General features: G+C 36.2%; 20 protein-coding genes and 1 riboswitch. Of the genes, 13 read left to right on the top strand and 7 right to left on the bottom strand.

Annotated features, from left to right (window positions below; all coding sequences use genetic code 11):
- Nucleotides 1-129: 129 nt before the first annotated feature.
- From WH267_RS17790 to WH267_RS17775, 4 genes are all read left to right on the top strand, one after another.
- Nucleotides 130-2970 (top strand): TonB-dependent receptor plug domain-containing protein, encoded by a 2841-nt coding sequence (locus tag WH267_RS17790; protein ID WP_340010039.1) that lies wholly within the window; start codon nucleotides 130-132, stop codon nucleotides 2968-2970.
- Nucleotides 2971-3171: 201 nt separating this feature from the next.
- Nucleotides 3172-4137, top strand: coding sequence for an NAD-dependent epimerase/dehydratase family protein (locus WH267_RS17785; RefSeq protein WP_115971133.1), 966 nt, complete (start codon nucleotides 3172-3174; stop codon nucleotides 4135-4137).
- Between the two features lie 84 nt (nucleotides 4138-4221).
- Nucleotides 4222-4974 carry a polysaccharide deacetylase family protein gene (locus WH267_RS17780; RefSeq protein WP_340010038.1) on the top strand — a complete coding sequence of 251 codons (753 nt, stop codon included), beginning with the start codon at nucleotides 4222-4224 and terminating at the stop codon, nucleotides 4972-4974.
- Between the two features lie 8 nt (nucleotides 4975-4982).
- A complete protein-coding gene (locus WH267_RS17775; RefSeq protein WP_340010037.1) occupies nucleotides 4983-5615 on the top strand; it encodes a hypothetical protein in 633 nt (210 codons plus the stop codon).
- A gap of 55 nt (nucleotides 5616-5670) precedes the next feature.
- On the opposite strand, the gene WH267_RS17770 is transcribed toward WH267_RS17775, so the two are convergent.
- Complete coding sequence (locus WH267_RS17770) at nucleotides 5671-6876, bottom strand: metallophosphoesterase (RefSeq protein WP_340010036.1); 1206 nt, start codon at nucleotides 6874-6876, stop codon at nucleotides 5671-5673.
- Nucleotides 6877-6946: 70 nt separating this feature from the next.
- Nucleotides 6947-8014 (bottom strand): 3-oxoacyl-ACP synthase III family protein, encoded by a 1068-nt coding sequence (locus tag WH267_RS17765; RefSeq protein ID WP_340010035.1) that lies wholly within the window; start codon nucleotides 8012-8014, stop codon nucleotides 6947-6949.
- A gap of 100 nt (nucleotides 8015-8114) precedes the next feature.
- Between WH267_RS17765 and WH267_RS17760 the strand changes: the two genes are divergently transcribed.
- From WH267_RS17760 to WH267_RS17720, 9 genes are all read left to right on the top strand, one after another.
- Nucleotides 8115-8684, top strand: a complete 570-nt coding sequence (locus tag WH267_RS17760; RefSeq protein ID WP_115971071.1) for a hypothetical protein — start codon at nucleotides 8115-8117, stop codon at nucleotides 8682-8684.
- 3 nt (nucleotides 8685-8687) lie between these two features.
- On the top strand, nucleotides 8688-9419 hold the full coding sequence (ubiE, locus tag WH267_RS17755; RefSeq protein ID WP_123319741.1) for a bifunctional demethylmenaquinone methyltransferase/2-methoxy-6-polyprenyl-1,4-benzoquinol methylase UbiE: 732 nt from the start codon (nucleotides 8688-8690) through the stop codon (nucleotides 9417-9419).
- Nucleotides 9420-9422: 3 nt separating this feature from the next.
- On the top strand, nucleotides 9423-10208 hold the full coding sequence (porT, locus tag WH267_RS17750; protein WP_123319740.1) for a type IX secretion/gliding motility protein PorT/SprT: 786 nt from the start codon (nucleotides 9423-9425) through the stop codon (nucleotides 10206-10208).
- 139 nt (nucleotides 10209-10347) lie between these two features.
- Nucleotides 10348-10650 (top strand): hypothetical protein, encoded by a 303-nt coding sequence (locus WH267_RS17745; protein WP_115971074.1) that lies wholly within the window; start codon nucleotides 10348-10350, stop codon nucleotides 10648-10650.
- Nucleotides 10650-10937, top strand: coding sequence for a cell division protein ZapA (locus tag WH267_RS17740; protein WP_045495179.1), 288 nt, complete (start codon nucleotides 10650-10652; stop codon nucleotides 10935-10937). The genes WH267_RS17745 and WH267_RS17740 overlap by 1 nt, the downstream gene beginning before the upstream one ends.
- Nucleotides 10938-11167: 230 nt before the next feature.
- Complete coding sequence (gene rny, locus WH267_RS17735; protein ID WP_185018824.1) at nucleotides 11168-12733, top strand: ribonuclease Y; 1566 nt, start codon at nucleotides 11168-11170, stop codon at nucleotides 12731-12733.
- 73 nt (nucleotides 12734-12806) lie between these two features.
- Entirely contained in the window at nucleotides 12807-14048 is a 1242-nt protein-coding gene (locus WH267_RS17730; protein ID WP_123319739.1) for an MFS transporter, read from the top strand.
- 139 nt (nucleotides 14049-14187) lie between these two features.
- The gene (locus WH267_RS17725; protein ID WP_340010033.1) at nucleotides 14188-14373 is read left to right on the top strand and encodes a hypothetical protein; all 186 of its coding nucleotides are present in this window, start codon (nucleotides 14188-14190) and stop codon (nucleotides 14371-14373) included.
- 348 nt (nucleotides 14374-14721) lie between these two features.
- The gene (locus WH267_RS17720) at nucleotides 14722-14904 is read left to right on the top strand and encodes a hypothetical protein (RefSeq protein WP_123319737.1); all 183 of its coding nucleotides are present in this window, start codon (nucleotides 14722-14724) and stop codon (nucleotides 14902-14904) included.
- 73 nt (nucleotides 14905-14977) lie between these two features.
- Here the strand turns inward: WH267_RS17720 and WH267_RS17715 are convergent, their stop codons facing one another.
- From WH267_RS17715 to WH267_RS17695, 5 genes are all read right to left on the bottom strand, one after another.
- Nucleotides 14978-15913: a YeiH family protein gene (locus WH267_RS17715; RefSeq protein WP_340010032.1), complete on the bottom strand. Its 936-nt coding sequence runs from the start codon at nucleotides 15911-15913 to the stop codon at nucleotides 14978-14980.
- Nucleotides 15914-16233: 320 nt separating this feature from the next.
- On the bottom strand, nucleotides 16234-17109 hold the full coding sequence (locus WH267_RS17710; RefSeq protein ID WP_340010031.1) for a LysR substrate-binding domain-containing protein: 876 nt from the start codon (nucleotides 17107-17109) through the stop codon (nucleotides 16234-16236).
- Nucleotides 17110-17434: 325 nt separating this feature from the next.
- Nucleotides 17435-18742 carry a voltage-gated chloride channel family protein gene (locus WH267_RS17705; RefSeq protein ID WP_445223279.1) on the bottom strand — a complete coding sequence of 436 codons (1308 nt, stop codon included), beginning with the start codon at nucleotides 18740-18742 and terminating at the stop codon, nucleotides 17435-17437.
- Between the two features lie 31 nt (nucleotides 18743-18773).
- A riboswitch (Fluoride riboswitch) is annotated at nucleotides 18774-18841 on the bottom strand.
- Nucleotides 18842-19126: 285 nt separating this feature from the next.
- Nucleotides 19127-19963: a GLPGLI family protein gene (locus WH267_RS17700; protein ID WP_115971081.1), complete on the bottom strand. Its 837-nt coding sequence runs from the start codon at nucleotides 19961-19963 to the stop codon at nucleotides 19127-19129.
- Between the two features lie 168 nt (nucleotides 19964-20131).
- Complete coding sequence (locus WH267_RS17695) at nucleotides 20132-20599, bottom strand: acyl-CoA thioesterase (RefSeq protein WP_115971082.1); 468 nt, start codon at nucleotides 20597-20599, stop codon at nucleotides 20132-20134.
- Nucleotides 20600-20677: the final 78 nt, after the last annotated feature.

Below are 20677 nucleotides of genomic sequence, written 5' to 3'. Positions count from 1 at the left end.
AAATTTAAGTTAAATTGATTTTAATTTATCAAATATTGCTTTTTATTAATTTATTGTTAATTAATATTCTGATTTAATTAATAATATCTATATTTTTATGGTATTATTTGATATGTTTAAAAATACAAAATGAGAAAAAAAAACCAAAAAATTACTTCTTTAGGGGTACTATTCTTTGTTTCAGCTAATGTATATGCTCAGACGGGTGATACCATAAAAGTGAAAACTGTAGATGAAGTAAAGATTACTGTGGGTTCCAGAAATAAAAGCAGAGTAGCTACAGATACACCGGTTCCTGTTGATGTTATCAATATTGGGTCACAATCTGTTCTTAGCCCACAAATGGATCTTAATCAGATCTTAAATTATGCAGCTCCCTCTTTTACTTCCAATTCTACAACTGTAGCAGATGGAACAGATCATGTAGATCCTGCTCAGCTGAGAGGATTGGGGCCGGATCAGGTGCTTGTATTACTGAACGGAAAAAGAAGGCATACTTCATCACTCGTCAATATCAATGGTTCGCCGGGAAGAGGTTCGGTTGGAACAGACCTTAATGCAATTCCTGCTTTTGCTATTGAAAGACTGGAGGTACTGAGAGACGGTGCTTCTGCACAATATGGATCTGATGCCATAGCAGGAGTAATTAATGTCATCATGAAGAAAAATACAAATAATCTTACAGCAGCAATTACCGCTGGTGGGTTCAATTCAAAAGGAGCAAATGATCATCGTGGTGGTTGGGATGGAGGAAAATATCAGTTAGATTTGAATTATGGTACAAAATTGGGCACAACAGGATTTTTGAATTTTACGGCAAGTTTTCTGAACAGAGGAGCGACAGGAAGAGCGGGAACAGCTACGGGAGATATTTTTAATGCTTATAATGCAATTGAGCAGCGAGCTCTTGAAAACGGTGTTGATATCAATTCTTTATTTGGAAATATTGGGAATACTTCCAACACTCAGCAGATCATTAATTACATTCATCAATATGCTCCCTATGTAAATTATTTTAGCCCTGCAATGTTAACCAGCATACAGAATGCCGGAACGATTCCTGAATTACAATCAATTTTAAAAGCGGATGTCACAGGTAATGAATTAGCTTACAGGGGACTTGAAAGAAATGATTTTAATATGCGCGTAGGACAGTCTAAGTTAGGATCAGGTCAGTTTTTTGTGAACTCTGAATTTGATATTTCTCCCTCCGTTCGTGGATATGCTTTTGGAGGACTTTCTTACAGACAGGGAAATGCTGCAGGATTTTACAGAAGACCCAATCAGAGCCGGACGCCTACTTCACTTTATCCAAACGGTTTTCTGCCGGAAATTGCTTCTGATGTGATTGATCTTTCTTTAGCGGCCGGTTTTAAGGGGAAAGTTGGAAAGATAAGCTATGATATTAGCAATACCTTCGGACAAAATACTTTCGATTATACGATAAAAAATACGGCCAATACTTCGATGTTAGGCTCAAAAAAAAGCGAATTCAGAGCGGGAGGTTTGGGTTTTTTACAGAATACCATTAATGCAGATTTTGATACTAAGTTTGACTGGCTGAAAGGATTTAACGTAGCTTTTGGTGGGGAGGTAAGATTGGAACGGTATAAAATTGAAAGTGGAGAAGAGGCTTCATGGGCTCTTTATGATATTAATGGAAATATACAGACTCCGGGAACTCCTGTAGAGTTAAAACCCACAGATTTTATGGGGGCAACAAGGCCAGGAGGGGCTCAGGTATTTCCTGGCTTCAGACCAGGGAATGCATTGAAAAAAGGGAGAAGCTCTGTAGCAGCTTATCTTGATACTGAATTAGATGTTACGGATCGTTGGTTGCTGAGTGCAGCGTTGAGATATGAGAATTATTCAGATTTTGGTTCTACATTTAATTATAAAGTAGCTACCAGATATAAGCTTACCCATAATATCAATATCAGGGCTGCTCATTCTACCGGATTCAGGGCGCCTTCCTTGCAGCAGATTTATTTTAATGCAACAGCGACTCAATTTGTTGGAGGAACGGCTTTTGAAGTGGGAACATTCTCGAATGATTCTAATGTAGCTCGGATATTAGGGATTCCACAACTGAAACAAGAAGAGTCGAAGAGTTTTTCAGTAGGTTTTACAGCGAAAATTCCACAGGCTAATCTGACATTTACAGTAGATGGATATTATATTAAAATAAAAAACAGAGTAGTACTAACGGATCAGTTTTCAAGACCTGTAGGAGTATATCCGGAGGGAAGTCCTCAATATGATCTCCAGCAGGGGTTTGATAAAGCCAATGCTAATGCAGCAACATTCTTTGCCAATGCTATTGATACCCAGACAAAAGGTATAGAAGGTGTAATTTCGCATCGGTTTAAGGCTTCTGAAAAAGTATCTCTGAACACTGATTTAGCAGTAACGGTATCTAAGACAAACAGGGTAGGAGAGATCAAAGGGTCTGATGTTCTGGTTAATGCTGGTCAAATTAACAGGTATTATTCTGAAGCGAGCCGTGTTTATATGGAAGAAGCAGTGCCTAGATTTAAGGCTTCATTGAATAATTCTTTAGAGTTTAATAATTTTAGTGTTCTTCTGAGGAATGTATATTTTGGAAAAGTCACAGATCCTAATACAACAGATGTAAATGGAGATGGTATAGTTGATAGCAATATGGTAAATGGGAAAGAGGTTCCTATTGAACATCCGATATGGGGGGCTAAAGTTATTACCGATTTGTCGATCGGATATAAATTTACAAAAGGTTTAAGACTGACAATAGGGGCTAATAATTTATTTGATATTTATCCTGATAGGAATTTTGGACCTAAATCTCTGAAAAAACCATCTGTAGATGCCTCTGGAAATCCAATTAACAATATAGATCTCTCTAATCAGGATCAGTTTGTATATTCCAGAAATGTTTCTCAGTTTGGAATGAATGGAAGATTTCTTTTTGTAAGATTGAATCTGAGTTTTTAAGGTGAGTAAAGTAATGGTATTGAATGATAGTAGTTTATAATTGATTGGGAGTATTGTCATTTGATTTCAGATACTCTCATTTAAACTCAATCTTTATAATAATTTCCTATACAAAACCAAAGGTGTATTTTTAAATACACCTTTATTATTATGGTTGACATGTTTTTTTTACTTTTGTACAATTCTAAAAAAAATCTGAAAATGGAATCCTATACGGAAAGAATACTGATTACGGGTGCTTTGGGACAAATCGGCACCGAGCTTACCAATAGACTTGTTGAAATTCACGGAGCGGAAAATGTTGTCGCTTCAGGTCTGGACAGATGGCAGGAGGGGATTACCTCTGCGGCTCACTATGAGAGAATGGATGTTACCAATACTCAATTAGTAAGACAGATCGTTAAAGATTATGACATTACTACAGTGTATCACTTAGCATCGCTTTTATCCGGAACATCGGAAAAGCAGCCTATTTTCGCCTGGAAACTAAATCTAGAGCCCCTTCTTCATTTTTGTGAAATGGCTAAAGAAGGACTTCTTAAAAAGATCTTCTGGCCGAGTTCTATCGCGGTGTTTGGAAAAGGAATTCCAAAGCATGATGTAGGACAGGACGTAGTACTGAATCCAACAACCGTGTACGGAATCTCAAAGATGGCAGGGGAGAAATGGTGTGAATATTATTTCGATAAACATGGAGTAGACGTAAGAAGTATCCGATACCCTGGATTGATCTCTTGGAAAACTCCGGCAGGTGGTGGAACTACTGATTATGCTGTTGAAATTTTCTACAAAGCAATTGAAGACGGAAAATATACAAGCTTCATTTCCGAGGATACAGGAATGCCAATGTTGTATATGGATGATGCAATCAATGCTACCTTAAAATTAATGGATGCTCCGAAAGAAAGTGTAACGGTTCGTTCATCTTATAACCTGGGAGGAATGTCATTTACTCCGAAAGAATTGGCTGAAGAAATCAAGAAAGAAATCCCTGATTTCAGCATTGAGTATAACCCGGATTTCAGACAGGCAATTGCAGATTCATGGCCGGCTTCCATTGATGATTCTGTAGCGAAAAAAGACTGGGGACTGACTTACGATTTCGGAATTTCTGAAATGACGAAAGATATGATCAAGAATCTTAAAGTAAAATTAGCTAAGAATTAATAATATAAAGTAATACTTTAATTAATTGTTGTTTTAACTTCTGATTAATAATATATTATGTGTTTTATCTAAAATTTAATTTAAATGATATTATTAACTTTTAACATCGCAAATATTGAGGCTGCTGCAAAAAACGGTGCTCATATTACTGATGAAGTAAGGTTGAAAATCACAGCAGAGAATACGAAGGCAATTCTTAGAATTTTAGATATTCATGATACGAAAGCCAGCTTTTTTGTGGAGGTTTCTCTCACTGAAAAGCTGCAGAATCTTATAAAAGCAATTTCATCCCAAGGGCATGAAATTGCTTTTTATAATAAAAGCTCAAGTCTTGAGGAAATTGAAAATGCCAAGAAGAACATTCAGGACCTTCTGGAAAAACAGATCAGGGGAATTCGTCAGAAAGATGTAAAAATTTCACAGGAAAGTCTGAAGCTTTTGGAGTTCAATTATGTCTCCAATATCGACAATGCAAATATCCTTTTTCCATTCAAACGTCTGAAAAGAGATACTGAAATTACAGAAGAAGACGGATTGAGTATTGTGCCGGAAAGTATCTCACCATACAGCCAGTTGCCTTACAATGATTTTGTATTCCAGATTCTGCCGATGAAGTATTATCAGAACATGGTGTTGGAAACATTGCAGAATGAAGAATTTGTTCTGATTTATCTTAATATCTGGCAGTTTACAGATTTCAATAAACACCGTTTTGATATTCCGTTTTACAGAAGTTTATTTTCGGGCAAAAAAATGGAGGATAAACTGGAAGCCTTTCTTTCCTTTATTAATGAAAGAGAGATGGCTACTTCCCGTATGAAAGATTATATATTTTAACATTTCGAATGATAATAAAACCTGTGTTGCAATTACCTAAAACCATTCGTTTTCTTAATGAGAATGAACTTCCGGGAAACAACCTGCCTGTCTTTAAAAGGTGGGAGGAGAGCAAGAACGCAAATATCGTTGAAGGGTATACTTTGACTCTTAAAGATAATAATCCTGAAAATAATGCTTTGGGGTTTAGGTTTTATGCAGAGATTAATATAGATAATCCGAAGCTTTGGGCCTTGATGTTAGCATTGTCAGAAACCCTTCCTGATGAAGTTGCTTTTCTGTTTGGACATGTAGATTTTGACTTAAACTATGGGAATTATCAGGACAAAGAAGGAACGCTGGATTTTATTACCCAATATCAGTATGAATTAGCCGAAGATGCTTTTATCAATTATGGATTGATTTATCATGATGAACAAACTCTTATTGAGGTATTTGTGGATGAAAGCAAATATGTTAAATACTGGGGAGTTGATGAAGGATGGTTCAGGGCAATAATGGAAGAATTCGGACTGAAAGAGGTAAAAGGACTTGAATTTGTAGATGAATATCCGAAAGTCCGCGAAGCTTTAACTGTTTTAGATGAAAAAGCACTTGATTCAAAGTCGCTTATTGAACTGTTTGCTCAAAAGTACCTTTAAACCAAATGCTGTTATTTTTGTTGGACATGAGAATGTATCCGTATCTTATATTCCTTTAGCTCAATTCAAAAAGAGTAATTTCCGGTAAAACGCCAACTCTTCCCGGGTATCCCAATACTCCGAATCCTCGGTTTACATACAGTAACTTTCCTTCACTTTCATAAAGGTCTGCCCATTTCGGATAGCGATACTGAACAGGTGACCATTTTACATTTTTAAGATCCAGTCCAAACTGCATCCCGTGAGTGTGCCCTGAAAGGGTTAGATGAATATCTTTAGGGTGTTTTTTTACCACATAATCAAAATGGGTAGGGTCATGGCTCATTAAGATCTTTGTTGCGGATTCAGGGACCCCTTTTAAGGCATCATCAATTTTTCCAAACTGAGGGAAAGGTTTCAGTCCCCAGTTTTCAACCCCAAGGATGTAGATTTTTTCTCCGTTTTTCTCAATCACTCTATGTTCGTTTCTTAACATATCAAAGCCAGCCTGTTTTTCATAATCGATCAGGGTGTCAAGGTTTTTCTTTTTAGCATCAGAAGAAGGCCATGTTACGTAATCAGCATAATCGTGGTTTCCTAATACAGCAAACTTGCCGTCTTTAGCCTTAATTTGTGAAAATAAAGGAATGAAGGGTTTGAATTCATCGGCTACATTATTTACCATATCTCCGGTAAATAAAACGAGGTCAGGCTTTTGTTCATTAATAAGATCAACAGCATGTTGCAATTTGCTTGGGTCAGGAAAACTTCCACTGTGCACATCGGAGATCTGAATGATTTTATATCCCTTAAAACTTTTTGGGAGATTAGGGAATTTTACTTTCACTCTTCTTACTTTGTGACGGTATTTCCCAAATGTAATTCCGTCTATGAACAAGGCTGAAAGTACACCGCTCATTCCCAATCCTACAAGACTTAAAAATTTACGTCTTTCCGGAAAGAAGTTTTCAGAAGGTTTTGCGAATCCTATCAGATAGCCTCCGAATCTGATAATGTCATCAATCAATAAAAATAAAACCACAAAAATTTTGGGAAGAATAAAAATCAAAAATAATGAAATCATAATTTGAGCTCTTGCAGTACTTCTGTCTGATCTTTGATAATGAGTGACCTCATAAGCAAAAATCCCATATACAGCTAAAGATAGTACCCAATATCCGATTCTTATCCATGAGTTATCAGTAAGAGTTCTGATAGCCTGATAAATATACACTTCCAGGAACAGGAAGATTCCGGCGATGATTAAAAAATTTTTTTGCATATTCTGATTCAAAAAAAGCACAAAAGAAGACTTCCTTTGTGCTTTTTATATATTTTAATTAAAATTATTTTTAAGGAAATCTGTAAACGATAGCATTGATGTTCATTCCGGCGCCTACCGAAGTCATGATAATGTTACCATTCTCTTTAAACGAATGACCTTCCATTTTTCCTTTAATTATTAAATCATACATAGTAGGAATGGTTGCAACAGATGTGTTTCCAAGGTTTTGAATCGTCATAGGAGAGATTGCGTGATCATATTCTTTCACATCATAAAGTCTGTGAAGTCTTTCAATCATTGCATAGTCCATTTTAGCATTAGCCTGGTGGATAAGGATTTTGTCGATATCTTCAATAGAAAGACCTGCGTCTGTAATAGTGTCTTTGATCGCTACAGGTACATTTTTAAGGGCGTATTCATAGATTTTTCTACCTAACATTCTTACATACAAACGTTTTTGATCTACTTCTTTGTTGATTGAAGGCTGGTTTTCAAGATAGTTTAATTCAGGACCATTATCGCAAATTGTATTGTGAGCAATAATCCCTACATTTTCTTCATCTGTTGCTTTTACAACTACTGCACCTGCTCCGTCAGCAAAAATCATTCGGTTTCTGTCATAAGGATCAGTTACACGGCTTAATGTTTCAGCCCCAATAATAAGAATGGTTTTGGCTACTTTAGCTTTAATCAGGTTGTCTGCTAAAATCATACCCTCTACCCATCCCGGACAACCGAAAATCATGTCATAGGTTACACATTTTCTGTTTTTAATTCCCAGTTTATTCTTTACTCTTGCCGCCATTGTTGGCATAAAGTCTGCATATCCGTTCTCAGTAACTTCCCCGAAATTACTAGCGTAAATAATGTAATCCAGTTCTTCGCCATCTACTTTTGCATCCTCAAGGGCAATTTTTGCGGCTTTATAACCGATCTGTGAGTTGGAAAGATCATCCTCAATGAATCTCCTGTTTTCGATTTCTGTAATTTCTACAAACTTCGCAATGGTCTCTTCCACAGGCTTTTCAATCTTTACTCCGTCTTCAGTGTAGAACTCGGAATTCATGAAGTAATCTCTACCAATAACTCTGTTCGGGATGTAAGATCCAGAGCCAATAATGATCGTATTCGGCATTCGTTTATATGATTTTTTAAAGATGCAAAGTTAATAATTAATATTAATAACAGAGAATTAAAAATATTATTAAATTTGCAAAAATTGTACTTTACAATCTATGAAAAACAACCCATCCTTAAAAGGCTTACTTATTGCAGGTGTGGCGTTTATCGTTGCCTTTGGGATCTACTTCCTTTTTTTAGCCAAGAAGAATTATTATGTGGTAGATAATCCTACCCCGAACACGTATTACTTTAAAATCAATAATGGTTCTGAAGGAGTTATATCAGCGGGGCAGTATGTGCATGTGGATTTGAATAAGGGAAAAAACTCTATTCAGGTTTTCGATCAGAATAAAAAAATGCTTTATGATTCAGCATTTGAAGTAAACAAACTTCGTGGTCTGCTCAACATTGCTCATCAGGATTACTACGTGAATGACCAGTACTACGGGTATAACCTTAAAAAAGATTCGTTATTAACGGCTCTTGACAAAACCGTTATTGACGGAAAGGATTACTACGGAGGAGCAAAGCGTTTCAATAAGCTTTACACAGAAGATTTTTACTACAATGTAGATGAAGATTATGACAAAGTGATCAAGAATGTCCAGCAAGTGGAATCAAGATCAAAGGTTTTCAGAAAGCAGGATTACCTAAATTATTATAAAGAATATTACAAGTTTTAAGTTTTGACAAAAGATATCACTAAAGTTACTCCCTACAATTCGGAGGCTACTAAGAAGAGCCAGGTAGAGGATATGTTCGACAATATTGCGCCGAAATATGACCTTCTGAACCGTGTTTTATCCATGAAAATTGACATTTTATGGAGAAATAAACTGGTAAAATGGATGAAAAATGATAACCCGCAAGAAGTGCTGGATGTGGCTACAGGAACGGGAGATCTGGCAATTACCATTGAAAAAGGAACCGGTTCAAAAGTAGTTGGTTTAGATTTATCACAACAAATGCTCAATGTTGGCGTTATTAAAATAAAAAAACTTAAATTAGACGGCAAAATTTCCATGCAAAAAGGAGATGCAGAAAATTTACCTTTCGAGGACAATAGATTTGATGCTGTTTCCGTTGCATTTGGAGTAAGGAATTTTGAGAACCTTCCCAAAGGTTTGGCAGAGTTAAGAAGAGTAGTTAAAGATAACAAGAGTGTTTATATACTGGAGTTTTCAAAGGTTGAGGGTTTGATGGGACCATTTTATATGTTTTATTTCAAAAACATATTACCTGCAATAGGTAGGCTGGTTTCCAAAGATAATAGGGCGTATACATACCTTCCGGATTCTGTAAATGCTTTTCCTTTCGGGGAGAAGATGAAGCAAATTCTTTTAGATACGGGATTTAAGAAAGTTGAATATAAAAAATTAAGTTTAGGTATAGCCACAATTTATAAAGCAACAAAGTAACCTATGAATAAATTTCTATTAAAAGCACTGGTTTTAACCTCAGTAAATGTTGCCGTTTTTGCAAACGCGCAATTTAGAACCCGAAACAGAATGGATAAGTTGGAAGATTTCGACGAGCAGAAATTCAGTTGGGGTTTTTATTTGAACGGGAACAAACTGGACTACCGCATCGTATTAAATTCCACTTATGGGATGGATGGTAATCAGAATCTTGTGACCAGCACTAAAGAAAGCTACAGCTTCGGTGCCGGGCTTATCGCAAAATGGAGGCTGAATGATTATCTTGACGTAAGGATAGAGCCGGGGTTACAGTTTGCACAAAGACAGTTGACTTTTAATACACAAGTCAATGATAGATTTTCAGGTGGATCTACCACCAATCCTATTTTTACACCGATCCCTTTACAGGAAAAAGATAAAATAAGAGATATTAAATCTACATTGGTTGATATTCCGGTACTTTTGGAACTTCATGGGCGAAGATGGTATAATTCAAGACCTTATGTTGCTGCAGGGGTAAACTATATAGTGAATTTACAGTCGAACTCCAGTTCCACAGATGACAATATGCAGCAGATCTTCAGAACTACAACACATAATTTTGCATGGTCTGCAGAAATGGGAATTCAGTTTTATTTCAATAAATTTAAGCTGACACCTGCCATCAGAGGAACCTTCTTTATGAACAATGAAAAAGTAGCTGATAACGCTACTACACCTCCTTACTGGGCTTCTGCCGTTTCTACATTACAGACAAGAGCTGTGATGTTTGTACTGAAATTTGAATAAGAAATTATCATTTTAAAAATACTCAGGAGATGCTTTTGCATCTCCTTTTTTGTTGAGATACCAAAATATAGGACTTTTTATTTTTGTTAGTGTTAATATTTTTTTATTTTTGCTTCTAGTTAGAATATACAAACCTGAAATGCTTCAAGATTTAGAAAACAATTTTTCAGAATTAGAGAGAAAAATTTTGGCTCTGCAAAAGAATTACAGAAATCTTACTGAAAAGTTATCGGAATTAAGTAGTGAGCATGATGAGCTGAAGATAAGATATGATGAGGAAAGAAGAAGAAATCAGGTATTAGCAGAAGAACAAAAAAATATAAAACTTTATTCAGCAATATCAGGGAATCCTGAACACAATAGGTTAATGAAAAATCATATCAACAGATTGGTGAAAGAAATTGATTTCTGTATTGCTCAGCTTCAAAACAGTGGATTATAATGGAGGTAAGGAGAATAACCGTCAATATTGCAGGAAGAGTATATCCGCTGAACGTACCGGCAGCAGAGGAGGAAACTTTGCGTAAAGTAGGGAAGCAGATCGAGAATATGATTAAAGATTTTGAACAGAACTTCGATGTAAGAGATAAACAGGATGCTTTGGCAATGTGTGCCCTGAAACTGGGAACCAATGCAGAAGTAGTTTCTCTTAACTACGAAAAAAATATTAATTCAACCAACGAGAGATTACAACAGATCAATCAATCGTTGAATGAAATCGGGAAATAGATTTTTTTTCCTGAACAAGCTGCCTACAATAATTCTAACACATTAAAGGTAAACTCAACGCTAAACAATTACCGAACAAATGTCCTCTGAATGGCGTGCCGGTCTTCCGGATTACAGACAGTGGAAATCAGTTCAAATCGTGTTGATTAGGAGTTTACTCTCAATCCCTGGATTATTGTGGGCTTTTTTTATTTAAAGGATATGAATACAATTAAAACTCAATATACATTATGATAGAAGTTATAGTCGGTGTTGTTTGTTTAGTAATTGGTGCAGTGGTGGGAATACTCTTCTCAAAAAGCTCTCTGAATACTAAGGCAAAATTTATTATAGATGATGCCAAGAAAAACGCCGAAAACCTTATAGAAAAAGCTAACGTACAAGCTGAATCCATAAAGAAAGAAAAGAATCTGCAGGCTAAGGAAAAATTCCTTGAGCTGAAGTCACAGCATGATGCAGACATTCAGTCCCGCGAAAAGAAAATGCAAGAAACTGAAAAAAGAACGAAGGACAAAGAGCACAAGCTGAACGACGAACTTAGCAAGACTGGAAAACTTGAAAAAGATCTTGACAGACAGATTGCAGATTACGCCAAGAAGAACGAGATTTTAGACAGAAAACAGCAGGAGTTAGATATAGCAACTACCAAGAAAGTGGAAATCCTTGAAAAGATCTCTAACTATACCGCTGATGAAGCTAAAGCTGAATTGGTAGAAACAATGAAAGCTGAAGCGAAAACAAGAGCACAGGCACATGTTCAGGGTATCATGGAGGAAGCTCAGATGAATGCTAAGAATGAAGCTAGAAAAATCGTTATTCAGACCATTCAGAGAATCGGAACAGAGCAGGCTATCGAAAACTCAGTATCAGTATTCAACATTGAATCTGATGAAGTGAAAGGTAGAATCATCGGTAGAGAAGGTAGAAACATCCGTGCTTTAGAAGCGGTAACAGGAGTTGAAATCATCGTGGATGATACGCCTGAGGCGATCCTTCTTTCATGTTTCGATCCGGTAAGAAGAGAGATCGCAAGACTATCCCTTCACAGATTGGTTACTGACGGTAGAATTCACCCGGCAAGAATCGAAGAAGTGGTGGAAAAAACAAGAAAACAAATCGAAGAGGAAATCATTGAAGTTGGTAAGAGAACAATCATTGATTTAGGAATCCACGGATTACACCCTGAATTGATCAAGATCGTAGGTAGAATGAAATACCGTTCTTCTTACGGGCAAAACTTATTACAGCACTCAAGAGAAGTTGCGAACATTGCTGCAACAATGGCTGCTGAATTAGGATTGAACGTTAAATTAGCCAAGAGAGCAGGTCTTTTACACGATATCGGTAAAGTTCCTGAGCAGGAATCAGAATTACCACACGCATTATTAGGAATGCAGTGGGCTGAGAAATACGGTGAAAACCCAGAAGTGGTAAATGCTATTGGAGCTCACCACGATGAAATTGAAATGAAGTCTCTATTATCTCCGATCATTCAGGTTGCCGATGCTATCTCAGGAGCAAGACCGGGAGCAAGAAGACAGGTATTGGAGTCTTATATCCAGAGACTGAAGGATCTTGAATCTGCAGCATTAAGCTTTGATGGAGTATCAAGCGCTTATGCAATCCAGGCAGGTAGAGAGCTTAGAGTAATGGTAGAGAGCGGAAAAGTAAACGACGAAGTAGCTTCTCAGCTGTCTTACGATATCTCAGAAAAGATTCAGAACGAACTTACTTACCCTGGACAGGTAAAAGTAACCGTAATCAGAGAAACAAGAGCCGTGAATATTGCAAGATAACAATCGGATCAAGATATTTTATAAAAACCTTTCAAGAAATTGAAAGGTTTTTTATTTTTATCAAAACTTAACAATGCAAGAATTATCTCTGTCTTCAAAACTGAAGTACATTTTCTCTATTCCCGTTATTATTTCGGCGCTTGGCTATTTCGTAGATATCTATGACCTTCTCCTGTTTGGAATTGTAAGAATTCCCAGTTTAAAAGCTTTAGGGCTTAATCCGGACGCTGATGGAACCTTTATCCTGAACTGCCAGATGGTGGGGCTACTTATTGGAGGTGTATTCTGGGGAATTTTCGGAGATAAGAAAGGAAGGCTTTCTGTACTTTTTGGATCAATTCTGGTCTATTCTTTGGCCAATATTGCCTGTGGCTTTTTACCCTATTTTCCAAAAGAGCACTTAGTGTATCAATATGCGGGTTTAAGGTTTATAGCAGGGATTGGGTTAGCCGGAGAGCTTGGAGCAGGAATTACACTGGTTTCTGAAAGCCTGCCGAAGAATTTAAGGGCAATTGGTACCTCTGTAGTAGCCGGTTTTGGATTAATGGGAGCCGTAGTCGCACAATTAACAGTAGAATTAGCCGGCGGATGGAATATTTCCTACATCATTGGCGGAATCATGGGCATACTGCTGTTGCTGCTGAGAATAAGTGTTTCGGAATCCGGAATCTATAAAAATATTGAACATAAAAGTGTTTCTAAAGGTAATTTTCTGTCCTTTTTCACCAATAAAGAAAGGTTGGTAAGATACTTAAAATGTATTGCTATAGGATTGCCTACCTGGTATTGTATAGGGATTCTGGCTGTTTTAGCTAACCAATTTGCCCCAGAATTCGGAATTAAGGATCTTAGCCCAGGAAAAGCAATTATGTGGGCGTATGTAGGTATTTCTGTCGGTGATCTGATGAGCGGTTTTATTTCCCATGCTTTGAAGTCGCGTAAAATGGCCATATTCTACATGCTTCTTTTCACGTTAGTCGGGGTGGGAATTATGCTGTTCGGAAATACCAATACCGAGACGAAATATTATCTGTTCTGTGTATGGCTGGGCTTTGGTACAGGCTATTGGGCAATGTTTGTGACGCTGGCAGCAGAGCAGTTTGGAACCAATATCAGAAATACAGCAACCACCACGGTTCCAAATATGGTCAGAGGATTAGTGCCGGTAATGATCCTGGCTTTTGATTTCTTTAAAGAAAGTTTCTCAGTATTGGAAAGTGCAGCCATCGTAGGGGTAGTGGTATTTGGTTTGGCATTTTATTCTTCACTCACGATTTCCGAAACTCACGACAGAGATCTTGAGTTCACAGAATAATAAAATAGATGATATTTTATCTGTTTTTAAATATATGAAATTGAGTTAATTAACATTTTTTTATGTGATGAATAATTTTTATTTATTTAATTTTAAAAATGAACTAACAAAATATATGTTTAATTAAAACCAAATCATCATGTCACAAAACATTTTAAAAAATGCTAAAAAGCTGGGAAGAGATACTCTTAAAGATATTGCAGGAGGTATTGGTGGTGAAATCACTCCCGATCTTTCGAAATGTGGCTGTAGCTGTACAGGTGCAGTGACGGGCCCGTCATATTGTATAAAATACAAAAGATGTCTGCAGGTAATAACCTGTTAAATGAAACATTATTACATATTAAAAACCTTTTGAGAAATCAAAAGGTTTTTTTAATTAAAACTTAAGAATAACTAAGGAAGCCTATATTTCTTAGATCATTATGTTTTTATATCAGGTTTACTCTCATTCATTTTGACTGCTATTTAAGCGTATCCCGGAAGCTTTATTTTACAACTAAATTTAACTTGTTTAATAAATGAAGGAAGTATTTTATGTTTTTTAATGTATTAATTTGTTTGTAATCAGTATTTTATTTAAAAATATGTTAAAAAAAGTTGCATGTAATTAATATTTGTTTAACTTTGGGAGTGAACTAAAACTATATTGTTTAATCAAAAACTAAATCACATGAATATTACTAAAAACGCTAAAAAGCTAAAAAAACAAGATCTTAAAAGCATTACAGGAGGAGTAAGCGGTAAGCCGGATTTATCTCTTTGCGGCTGCAGTTGCTCAGGTGCTGTAACAGGTCCTGATTATTGCTCTATATATATGGGCTGTCTGCAGGTTTATACTTGCGGAGAAGTTTAAGAAACTGTTATCAATAAACATTTCCACATTTAATAGGCAGCACCCTCCTGATTTCAGAAGGGTGCTGCTGCTTTTAGTGAATAATGTAGAGTAGGCTTCCGATACTGATGGTCACCCAAAGCAGTACAGCTGTAAGTAAAGGCTTAAAACCTATTGTCTTTAAAGTCTGGATGGAAAGGGTAGAACCGATAAAAAACAAAGTAAGATTCAGTCCTGATTTGGCAAAAGAAGTAATTGCACCACTGAATTGATCCATAACAGGAAAATAAGTATTCAGCAGAATAGCCAGAATGAAATATCCGATGAACCACGGAATTTTTATTTTTGAATCTTTACTTTTAAAAATAAACATGGTAATCAGAGAAACAGGAATGATCCATAAAGCGCGGGCTAATTTAACTGTAGTTGCAATTTTTAAAGCTTCATTACCATATTTACTGGCAGCACCTACCACAGAACTTGTATCATGGATTCCGACTGCACACCATAATCCAAACTGTTCCTGAGAGAGATTAAGGAGATGTCCCATAGCAGGATACACAAATAAAGCAATGGAATTTAACGTAAAAATAATAGCAAGTGCCAATGATATCTGCTTTGTACCGGGCTTAATAATGGGTGAAATTGCAGCGATGGCACTTCCTCCACAAATTGCAGTTCCTGCAGACAGAAGGTAGGAGAGAGGTCTTTCAAGTTTAAATACTTTTCCTAAAAAATATCCAAGAACCATTACAGTGATGATGCTTACAACCGTTAGCATTAATCCCGTTTTTCCGGCATGAAGGGCTTCGTCCAGTTTTAATCCGAAACCTAATCCGACAATAGAGATCTGTAACAACAGATGAATATATTGATGTAAATGTTTTTCAAACGGATTTCCCATAAAAACAGCCAGGCCAAAACCTAGTGCCAGGGCGATGGGAGAAGAAATGAATGGAGTAAGGCATAACATTGCCAATCCAATAAAAATTACTTTTCGTGTTCTTTCATTTTGAATGAAATCTTTCATAGTGCGAACTTTTAAAATCTGGTTCAAAATTCGGCAATATGTTATTATAAAGTAAATCGTATTTTGTTATATTGGATAACTATAAGTTATAAAAGATAAAAGATAAAAGATAAAAGATAAAAGATAAAAGATATTTTCGTTAAAGAACAATTCCCGATGTGTATATCCATACGGATATCAACATCAATAGGGGCAGGCTTTAGCCCGTCCGTCAAAATAAATAAATTCCATTGGCTTTAGCCAAAACCTAAAAAATCAATGCGGTTTTATTCAAAATACTAAAGATAACAGATTTTGCTGTCCTGAATAGGGTAAGAAAATTACTCTGCAAACCTCAAAAAAAGCTCTATCAATTCAGATTGTTCTCCTTTTGGAAGAATAAAATGAAAATCTCTTTCAATGCTGAAGTTTTTAATGTCAATGACAGTAAGGATATTGTTTTTCAGTTCATTCAGAATAGTGCTGATAGAAAGGAAAGCCATACAATCTGAATGAAGAAGGTAATTTTTGATACTCTCACTGCTTCCCAGTTGGATGACGGTATTCAATTCACTGAGGTTAATTTCTTTCTCCTTTAGCCGGTTCTGTATAAATTCAAGCGTTCCGGAACCCTGTTCACGGAAAATAAGGTTGAGTTGGTACAGGTCTTTTACCTGTAAAGTTTTATGAGCTAAAAGGTGGTCAGATTTGGCTGCGAGAACAATTTCATCAGGTCTAAAAGTCTTATAATCAAAATAAGAAGATTGTGATTCACCCTCAATGATACCCAGATCAATTTTTTCTTCCTTTAAAAGAGTAGAAATAGCTTCTGTATTCCCTGTAAGAAGTTCTATTTTAATGTCTTTATAATAAGCATTAAACTTGGCAAGGATCTCAGGTAAAATATACTGAGCAACCGTTGTACTTGCTCCGATAATAAGTTTTCCTTTGTGTTGCTGGTTGATCTGGCTGATTTCAAACTCCAGATCACGGTAGATATTTCTGATTTTTTCAGCATATTCATATAGGATTTTACCACTTTGTGTCAGCTGTATGGAGGTACCTTTTCTGTCAAATAATTTAGTGCTCAGCTGAACTTCAATTTCTTTGATGTGCTTGGTAACTGCGGGCTGTGAAATGTGAAGCTCCTCAGAAGCTTTAGTAAAACTCAGCCTGGAAGCTACGGTATGGAAAACTTTTAACCTGTAATCGAACATAGCGCAAAAGTACGGATTATAGTTATATTTTGGACAGGAGTGTTCGGGGATGAAAGGGTTTTAGGTTGAATGTATTATAGTGATGAAGGTTTAAAAGCGGAAAAATGGTTCAAGTTACTGGATAAGTGGAAAATCGTAGCAATTTATCCTCAATATTATTTATATTTTCGGACACAGGAAAATTAAAAATTTTCAACAAGATAATGATTCTTTTTTTGCAGATTATATTAAAACACAAGTATCTGTGAAATCTGCAGGAAGCTAAATTATTACTCAAAATATTTGAGTAATATCCAATTTTATCAAAGGTGGAAAATCAAATCGCTTATAAGAAATCGGAAATAGATCTGTCCTGCTGGCTCTCATACCTCCTGTTTTTTGCTTCTCCGATCTTTTGTTTAGTATAAATGCTGTTATGTCCTGAAAGAAGATAAGAAACAACACAGGCGATGGCAACATACACTCCACACTCTACACCGAATAATTCAATTCCCATCAGCATACAGGCCAATGGTGTATTGGTAGCCCCGGCAAAAACGGCAACAAATCCCATTCCCGCCAATAAACCGAAAGGCAACGGAATAAACAGAGATAATGCACTGCCCAGCGTAGCTCCAATAAAAAATAATGGAGTTACTTCACCCCCTTTGAATCCTGCGGAGAGGGTAATAATGGTAAAAATCATTTTTAGAGCAAAATCATAAATTGGGAGTTGTTTCTCAAATGACTCTACAATTACGGGAACCCCCAGACCAATATATCGTGTAGTGCCCATGAGCAGAACGGCTAAAGCGATAACAGCTCCTCCGATAAGTGGACGAAGTGGCGGATATTTAATTTGTGATTTAAAGACAGAACCTGCCCAATGAATAATTTTACTGAAAGCAGCTGCACAAATTCCAAAAGCAATTCCTGCTAAAATACTGTACAGGATTGGTAAAAACTCCAGTTTGGGAATGAAATCGATGTGATAGTGAGTGTGTTTTACACTCCAGAGGTTGGTGACCCAATCTGCAAGAATAGCTGAAGCAAAGGCAGGGAATATGGCATTATACCGTATTCTTCCCATCAAAAAAACTTCTAGTCCGAAGACAGCACCTGCCAAAGGTGTTCCGAAAACAGAACCGAATCCAGCAGCAATGGCAGAGATAATTAATATTTTCCTCTCACTTTTATCAAGTTTAAAAGGTTTGCTCAGCTGATCTGCCATAGCTCCAGCCATCTGAAGTGCTGTTCCTTCACGGCCGGCTGACCCTCCGAAAAGATGAGTAACAATGGTTCCAAGGTAAACAAAAGGGGCCATTTTGAACGGGATTATCTCCTTTGGATCATGGATGTTGTCGATCAGAAGATTATTTCCTGCTTCCACATCCTTCCCGAAATAATAATATAAAAGTCCAATCAGAAAGCCAGCAACCGGAAGTAAGGCAATCAGCCATATATGACTTTCCCTGAAATTCGTAGCCCATTCCAATGATTGTAGAAATCCTGCAGACGCACTTCCTGCCATTGCTCCAATGATAATACTGATAAGTAACCATTTAAAAATATAAGGCAGCGCCGGAAATTTTCTGAAGAAAAACTGAGTGTGAAAAATTGCTTTTTTACCAAGTGTTCGTTGATTTTTTGACATCATAATCCTGATTAGTTATTCATTAATAATCTCTCAATCAGGCGTCATCAGCTTTTGTAAAGCGGTTGGGGAAGGAAGAACACCATTTCCTTTGGTATTGCAAATATATGGATTAAAGTAAAAAGTAAAAAGTAAAAAGTAAAAAGTAAAAAGTAAAAAGTAAAAAGTAAAAAGTAAAAAGTACTTATTGCTAAACAACAATTATCCATACAGATATCAGTATCAATAGGAGCAGGCTTTAGCCCAAACTTAAAAAGATAACATGTCTTTAAAAACAAAAACTCCGGCAAAAATCAGAGTAAGATGTAACATGTTTATCGCAGTATTAAAACCAATAAAGAATATCTTGATTATTCGTGCCAGTATAGCTGATACTCATATTTATTACTTTGGATAATGCATAGCTTTATCGATCTCAATCGGATTGTTGTATTTCCTGATGACTTCCTGCATACTTTTGGTCTGGGTATTCAGTTCATCCACATTGTGAATCTCTTTTCCGTTGATATTAATTTTCAGATTGTTATTGGCTTTGTTGAAATTATTCCGTTCAAAAGCAAAAGGATCATTATAAAATTCCATGATCAGCTTATGTTTTTGCTTTTCATTGATCGGAATTGCTTTATTTCCAAAATTGGACTCCAGAAAGTCTTCAGTAGAGTAGAGTTCCGGAAGCTCCCTGCTTTTTACAAGATGATAGATGAAGTTTTTCCCTGCATCTGATACTTCAAAGATCAAACCTGGTAATCCGCGTAGCTTAAATGGCCCTTCATTAAATGGAATATCTTTACAGAACCATGCCGTCCAGTTTCTTCCTCCAAATTTTGTTGTCGCTTTTTGCAGGGTGTAACTTTCTACCTTTTTGGTTTCATCAGTGATTGTCCAATTGATTTTATCTGTAGTTTTAAATGAATAGTATCCGTTTTTTATATTGATGAAGTTTTCGTTGTCAAAAGAATTGATTTTTCTTTTCACTACTTGGCCGGTCATATCAGTATAACTTGAATTCATTCCGAATTTTTTATTCAGTGAATCCGTAGTAGCAAGACCTCTCCCGTAGAATTTAACTTCTTTCGGGGTAATATCCAGAATCATATTCAGCTTTTCATAGCCTGACTCAGTAGAATCCATTTTATACTGAAGTTCATAAATAAATCTGTGCATCTGAGCCTGAAAAAGAATGGTTAATAGGATGCAGATAATTGTTAGGCTGTTTTTCATATTATAGTTGTAATAGATTGATACTAAATTAGATAATTCTAATATATTGTACAATAATATGATGTGTAAAGTGTATTTTTGACTTATATATTACCTCTGGAGTTTATTTTATCAAGTACGAATCATTTTCGTAAACTGTACCTCTCATAACCTTTATCCTAAAAACTTCTATAAAAAAGGCTTCATTTCATCTTCTATCTGTGTTCTCAGTTCCATCAGACGTTTAGCGTACTGTTCTTTTTGTTTGTCTTCTTCCGTTTCAGGAATCCATTTAGGGACAGGAAGCTTTTTGCCATTTTCGTCTACAGCTACAAAAACGATGATGCAGTGGGTTTTTTTATCAAAAGTAGGCTGTTTCAGGTTCCGGGAAAAAACATTGATGGAAATATGCATACTGGAAGATCCCGTATAGATGACCTGAGCATCCACTTTTACCACTTCGCCGATTTTAATAGGTTCATAAAAGCGGATCCCTCCAACATAGACTGTCACAGAATAATTTCCACTCCAGGTGGTGGCACACGCATAGCCTGCCTGATCAATCCATTTCATAACGCTTCCTCCATGCACATTTCCACCATAATTCACATCTGATGGCTCCGAAATAAACTGAAAAGTAATAGGTTTGTTCTGCATTCTTATAAATTTTGAATAAAGTTATTTAATAATTTCCAAAGTTTTGGATTAAATCCTACTTTTGAAAGACTAAATAAT

It is taken from the genome of Chryseobacterium sp. MYb328, assembly GCF_037572595.1.
GTDB lineage: Bacteria > Bacteroidota > Bacteroidia > Flavobacteriales > Weeksellaceae > Chryseobacterium > Chryseobacterium pennae.
This window is presented reverse-complemented; position numbering and strand designations above follow the sequence as displayed.

Coding starts and splice junctions, on each gene's coding strand:
- WH267_RS17785 (WP_115971133.1), top strand. CDS start 3,172: ATGGAATCCTATACGGAAAGAATACTGATTACGGGTGCTTTGGGACAA.
- WH267_RS17770 (WP_340010036.1), bottom strand. CDS start 6,876: ATGCAAAAAAATTTTTTAATCATCGCCGGAATCTTCCTGTTCCTGGAA.
- WH267_RS17780 (WP_340010038.1), top strand. CDS start 4,222: ATGATATTATTAACTTTTAACATCGCAAATATTGAGGCTGCTGCAAAA.
- rny (WP_185018824.1), top strand. CDS start 11,168: ATGATAGAAGTTATAGTCGGTGTTGTTTGTTTAGTAATTGGTGCAGTG.
- WH267_RS17715 (WP_340010032.1), bottom strand. CDS start 15,913: ATGAAAGATTTCATTCAAAATGAAAGAACACGAAAAGTAATTTTTATT.
- WH267_RS17700 (WP_115971081.1), bottom strand. CDS start 19,963: ATGAAAAACAGCCTAACAATTATCTGCATCCTATTAACCATTCTTTTT.
- WH267_RS17740 (WP_045495179.1), top strand. CDS start 10,650: ATGGAGGTAAGGAGAATAACCGTCAATATTGCAGGAAGAGTATATCCG.
- WH267_RS17760 (WP_115971071.1), top strand. CDS start 8,115: ATGAAAAACAACCCATCCTTAAAAGGCTTACTTATTGCAGGTGTGGCG.
- WH267_RS17695 (WP_115971082.1), bottom strand. CDS start 20,599: ATGCAGAACAAACCTATTACTTTTCAGTTTATTTCGGAGCCATCAGAT.
- WH267_RS17705 (WP_445223279.1), bottom strand. CDS start 18,742: ATGTCAAAAAATCAACGAACACTTGGTAAAAAAGCAATTTTTCACACT.
- WH267_RS17710 (WP_340010031.1), bottom strand. CDS start 17,109: ATGTTCGATTACAGGTTAAAAGTTTTCCATACCGTAGCTTCCAGGCTG.
- WH267_RS17720 (WP_123319737.1), top strand. CDS start 14,722: ATGAATATTACTAAAAACGCTAAAAAGCTAAAAAAACAAGATCTTAAA.
- WH267_RS17725 (WP_340010033.1), top strand. CDS start 14,188: ATGTCACAAAACATTTTAAAAAATGCTAAAAAGCTGGGAAGAGATACT.
- WH267_RS17775 (WP_340010037.1), top strand. CDS start 4,983: ATGATAATAAAACCTGTGTTGCAATTACCTAAAACCATTCGTTTTCTT.
- porT (WP_123319740.1), top strand. CDS start 9,423: ATGAATAAATTTCTATTAAAAGCACTGGTTTTAACCTCAGTAAATGTT.
- WH267_RS17730 (WP_123319739.1), top strand. CDS start 12,807: ATGCAAGAATTATCTCTGTCTTCAAAACTGAAGTACATTTTCTCTATT.
- WH267_RS17745 (WP_115971074.1), top strand. CDS start 10,348: ATGCTTCAAGATTTAGAAAACAATTTTTCAGAATTAGAGAGAAAAATT.
- WH267_RS17765 (WP_340010035.1), bottom strand. CDS start 8,014: ATGCCGAATACGATCATTATTGGCTCTGGATCTTACATCCCGAACAGA.
- WH267_RS17790 (WP_340010039.1), top strand. CDS start 130: ATGAGAAAAAAAAACCAAAAAATTACTTCTTTAGGGGTACTATTCTTT.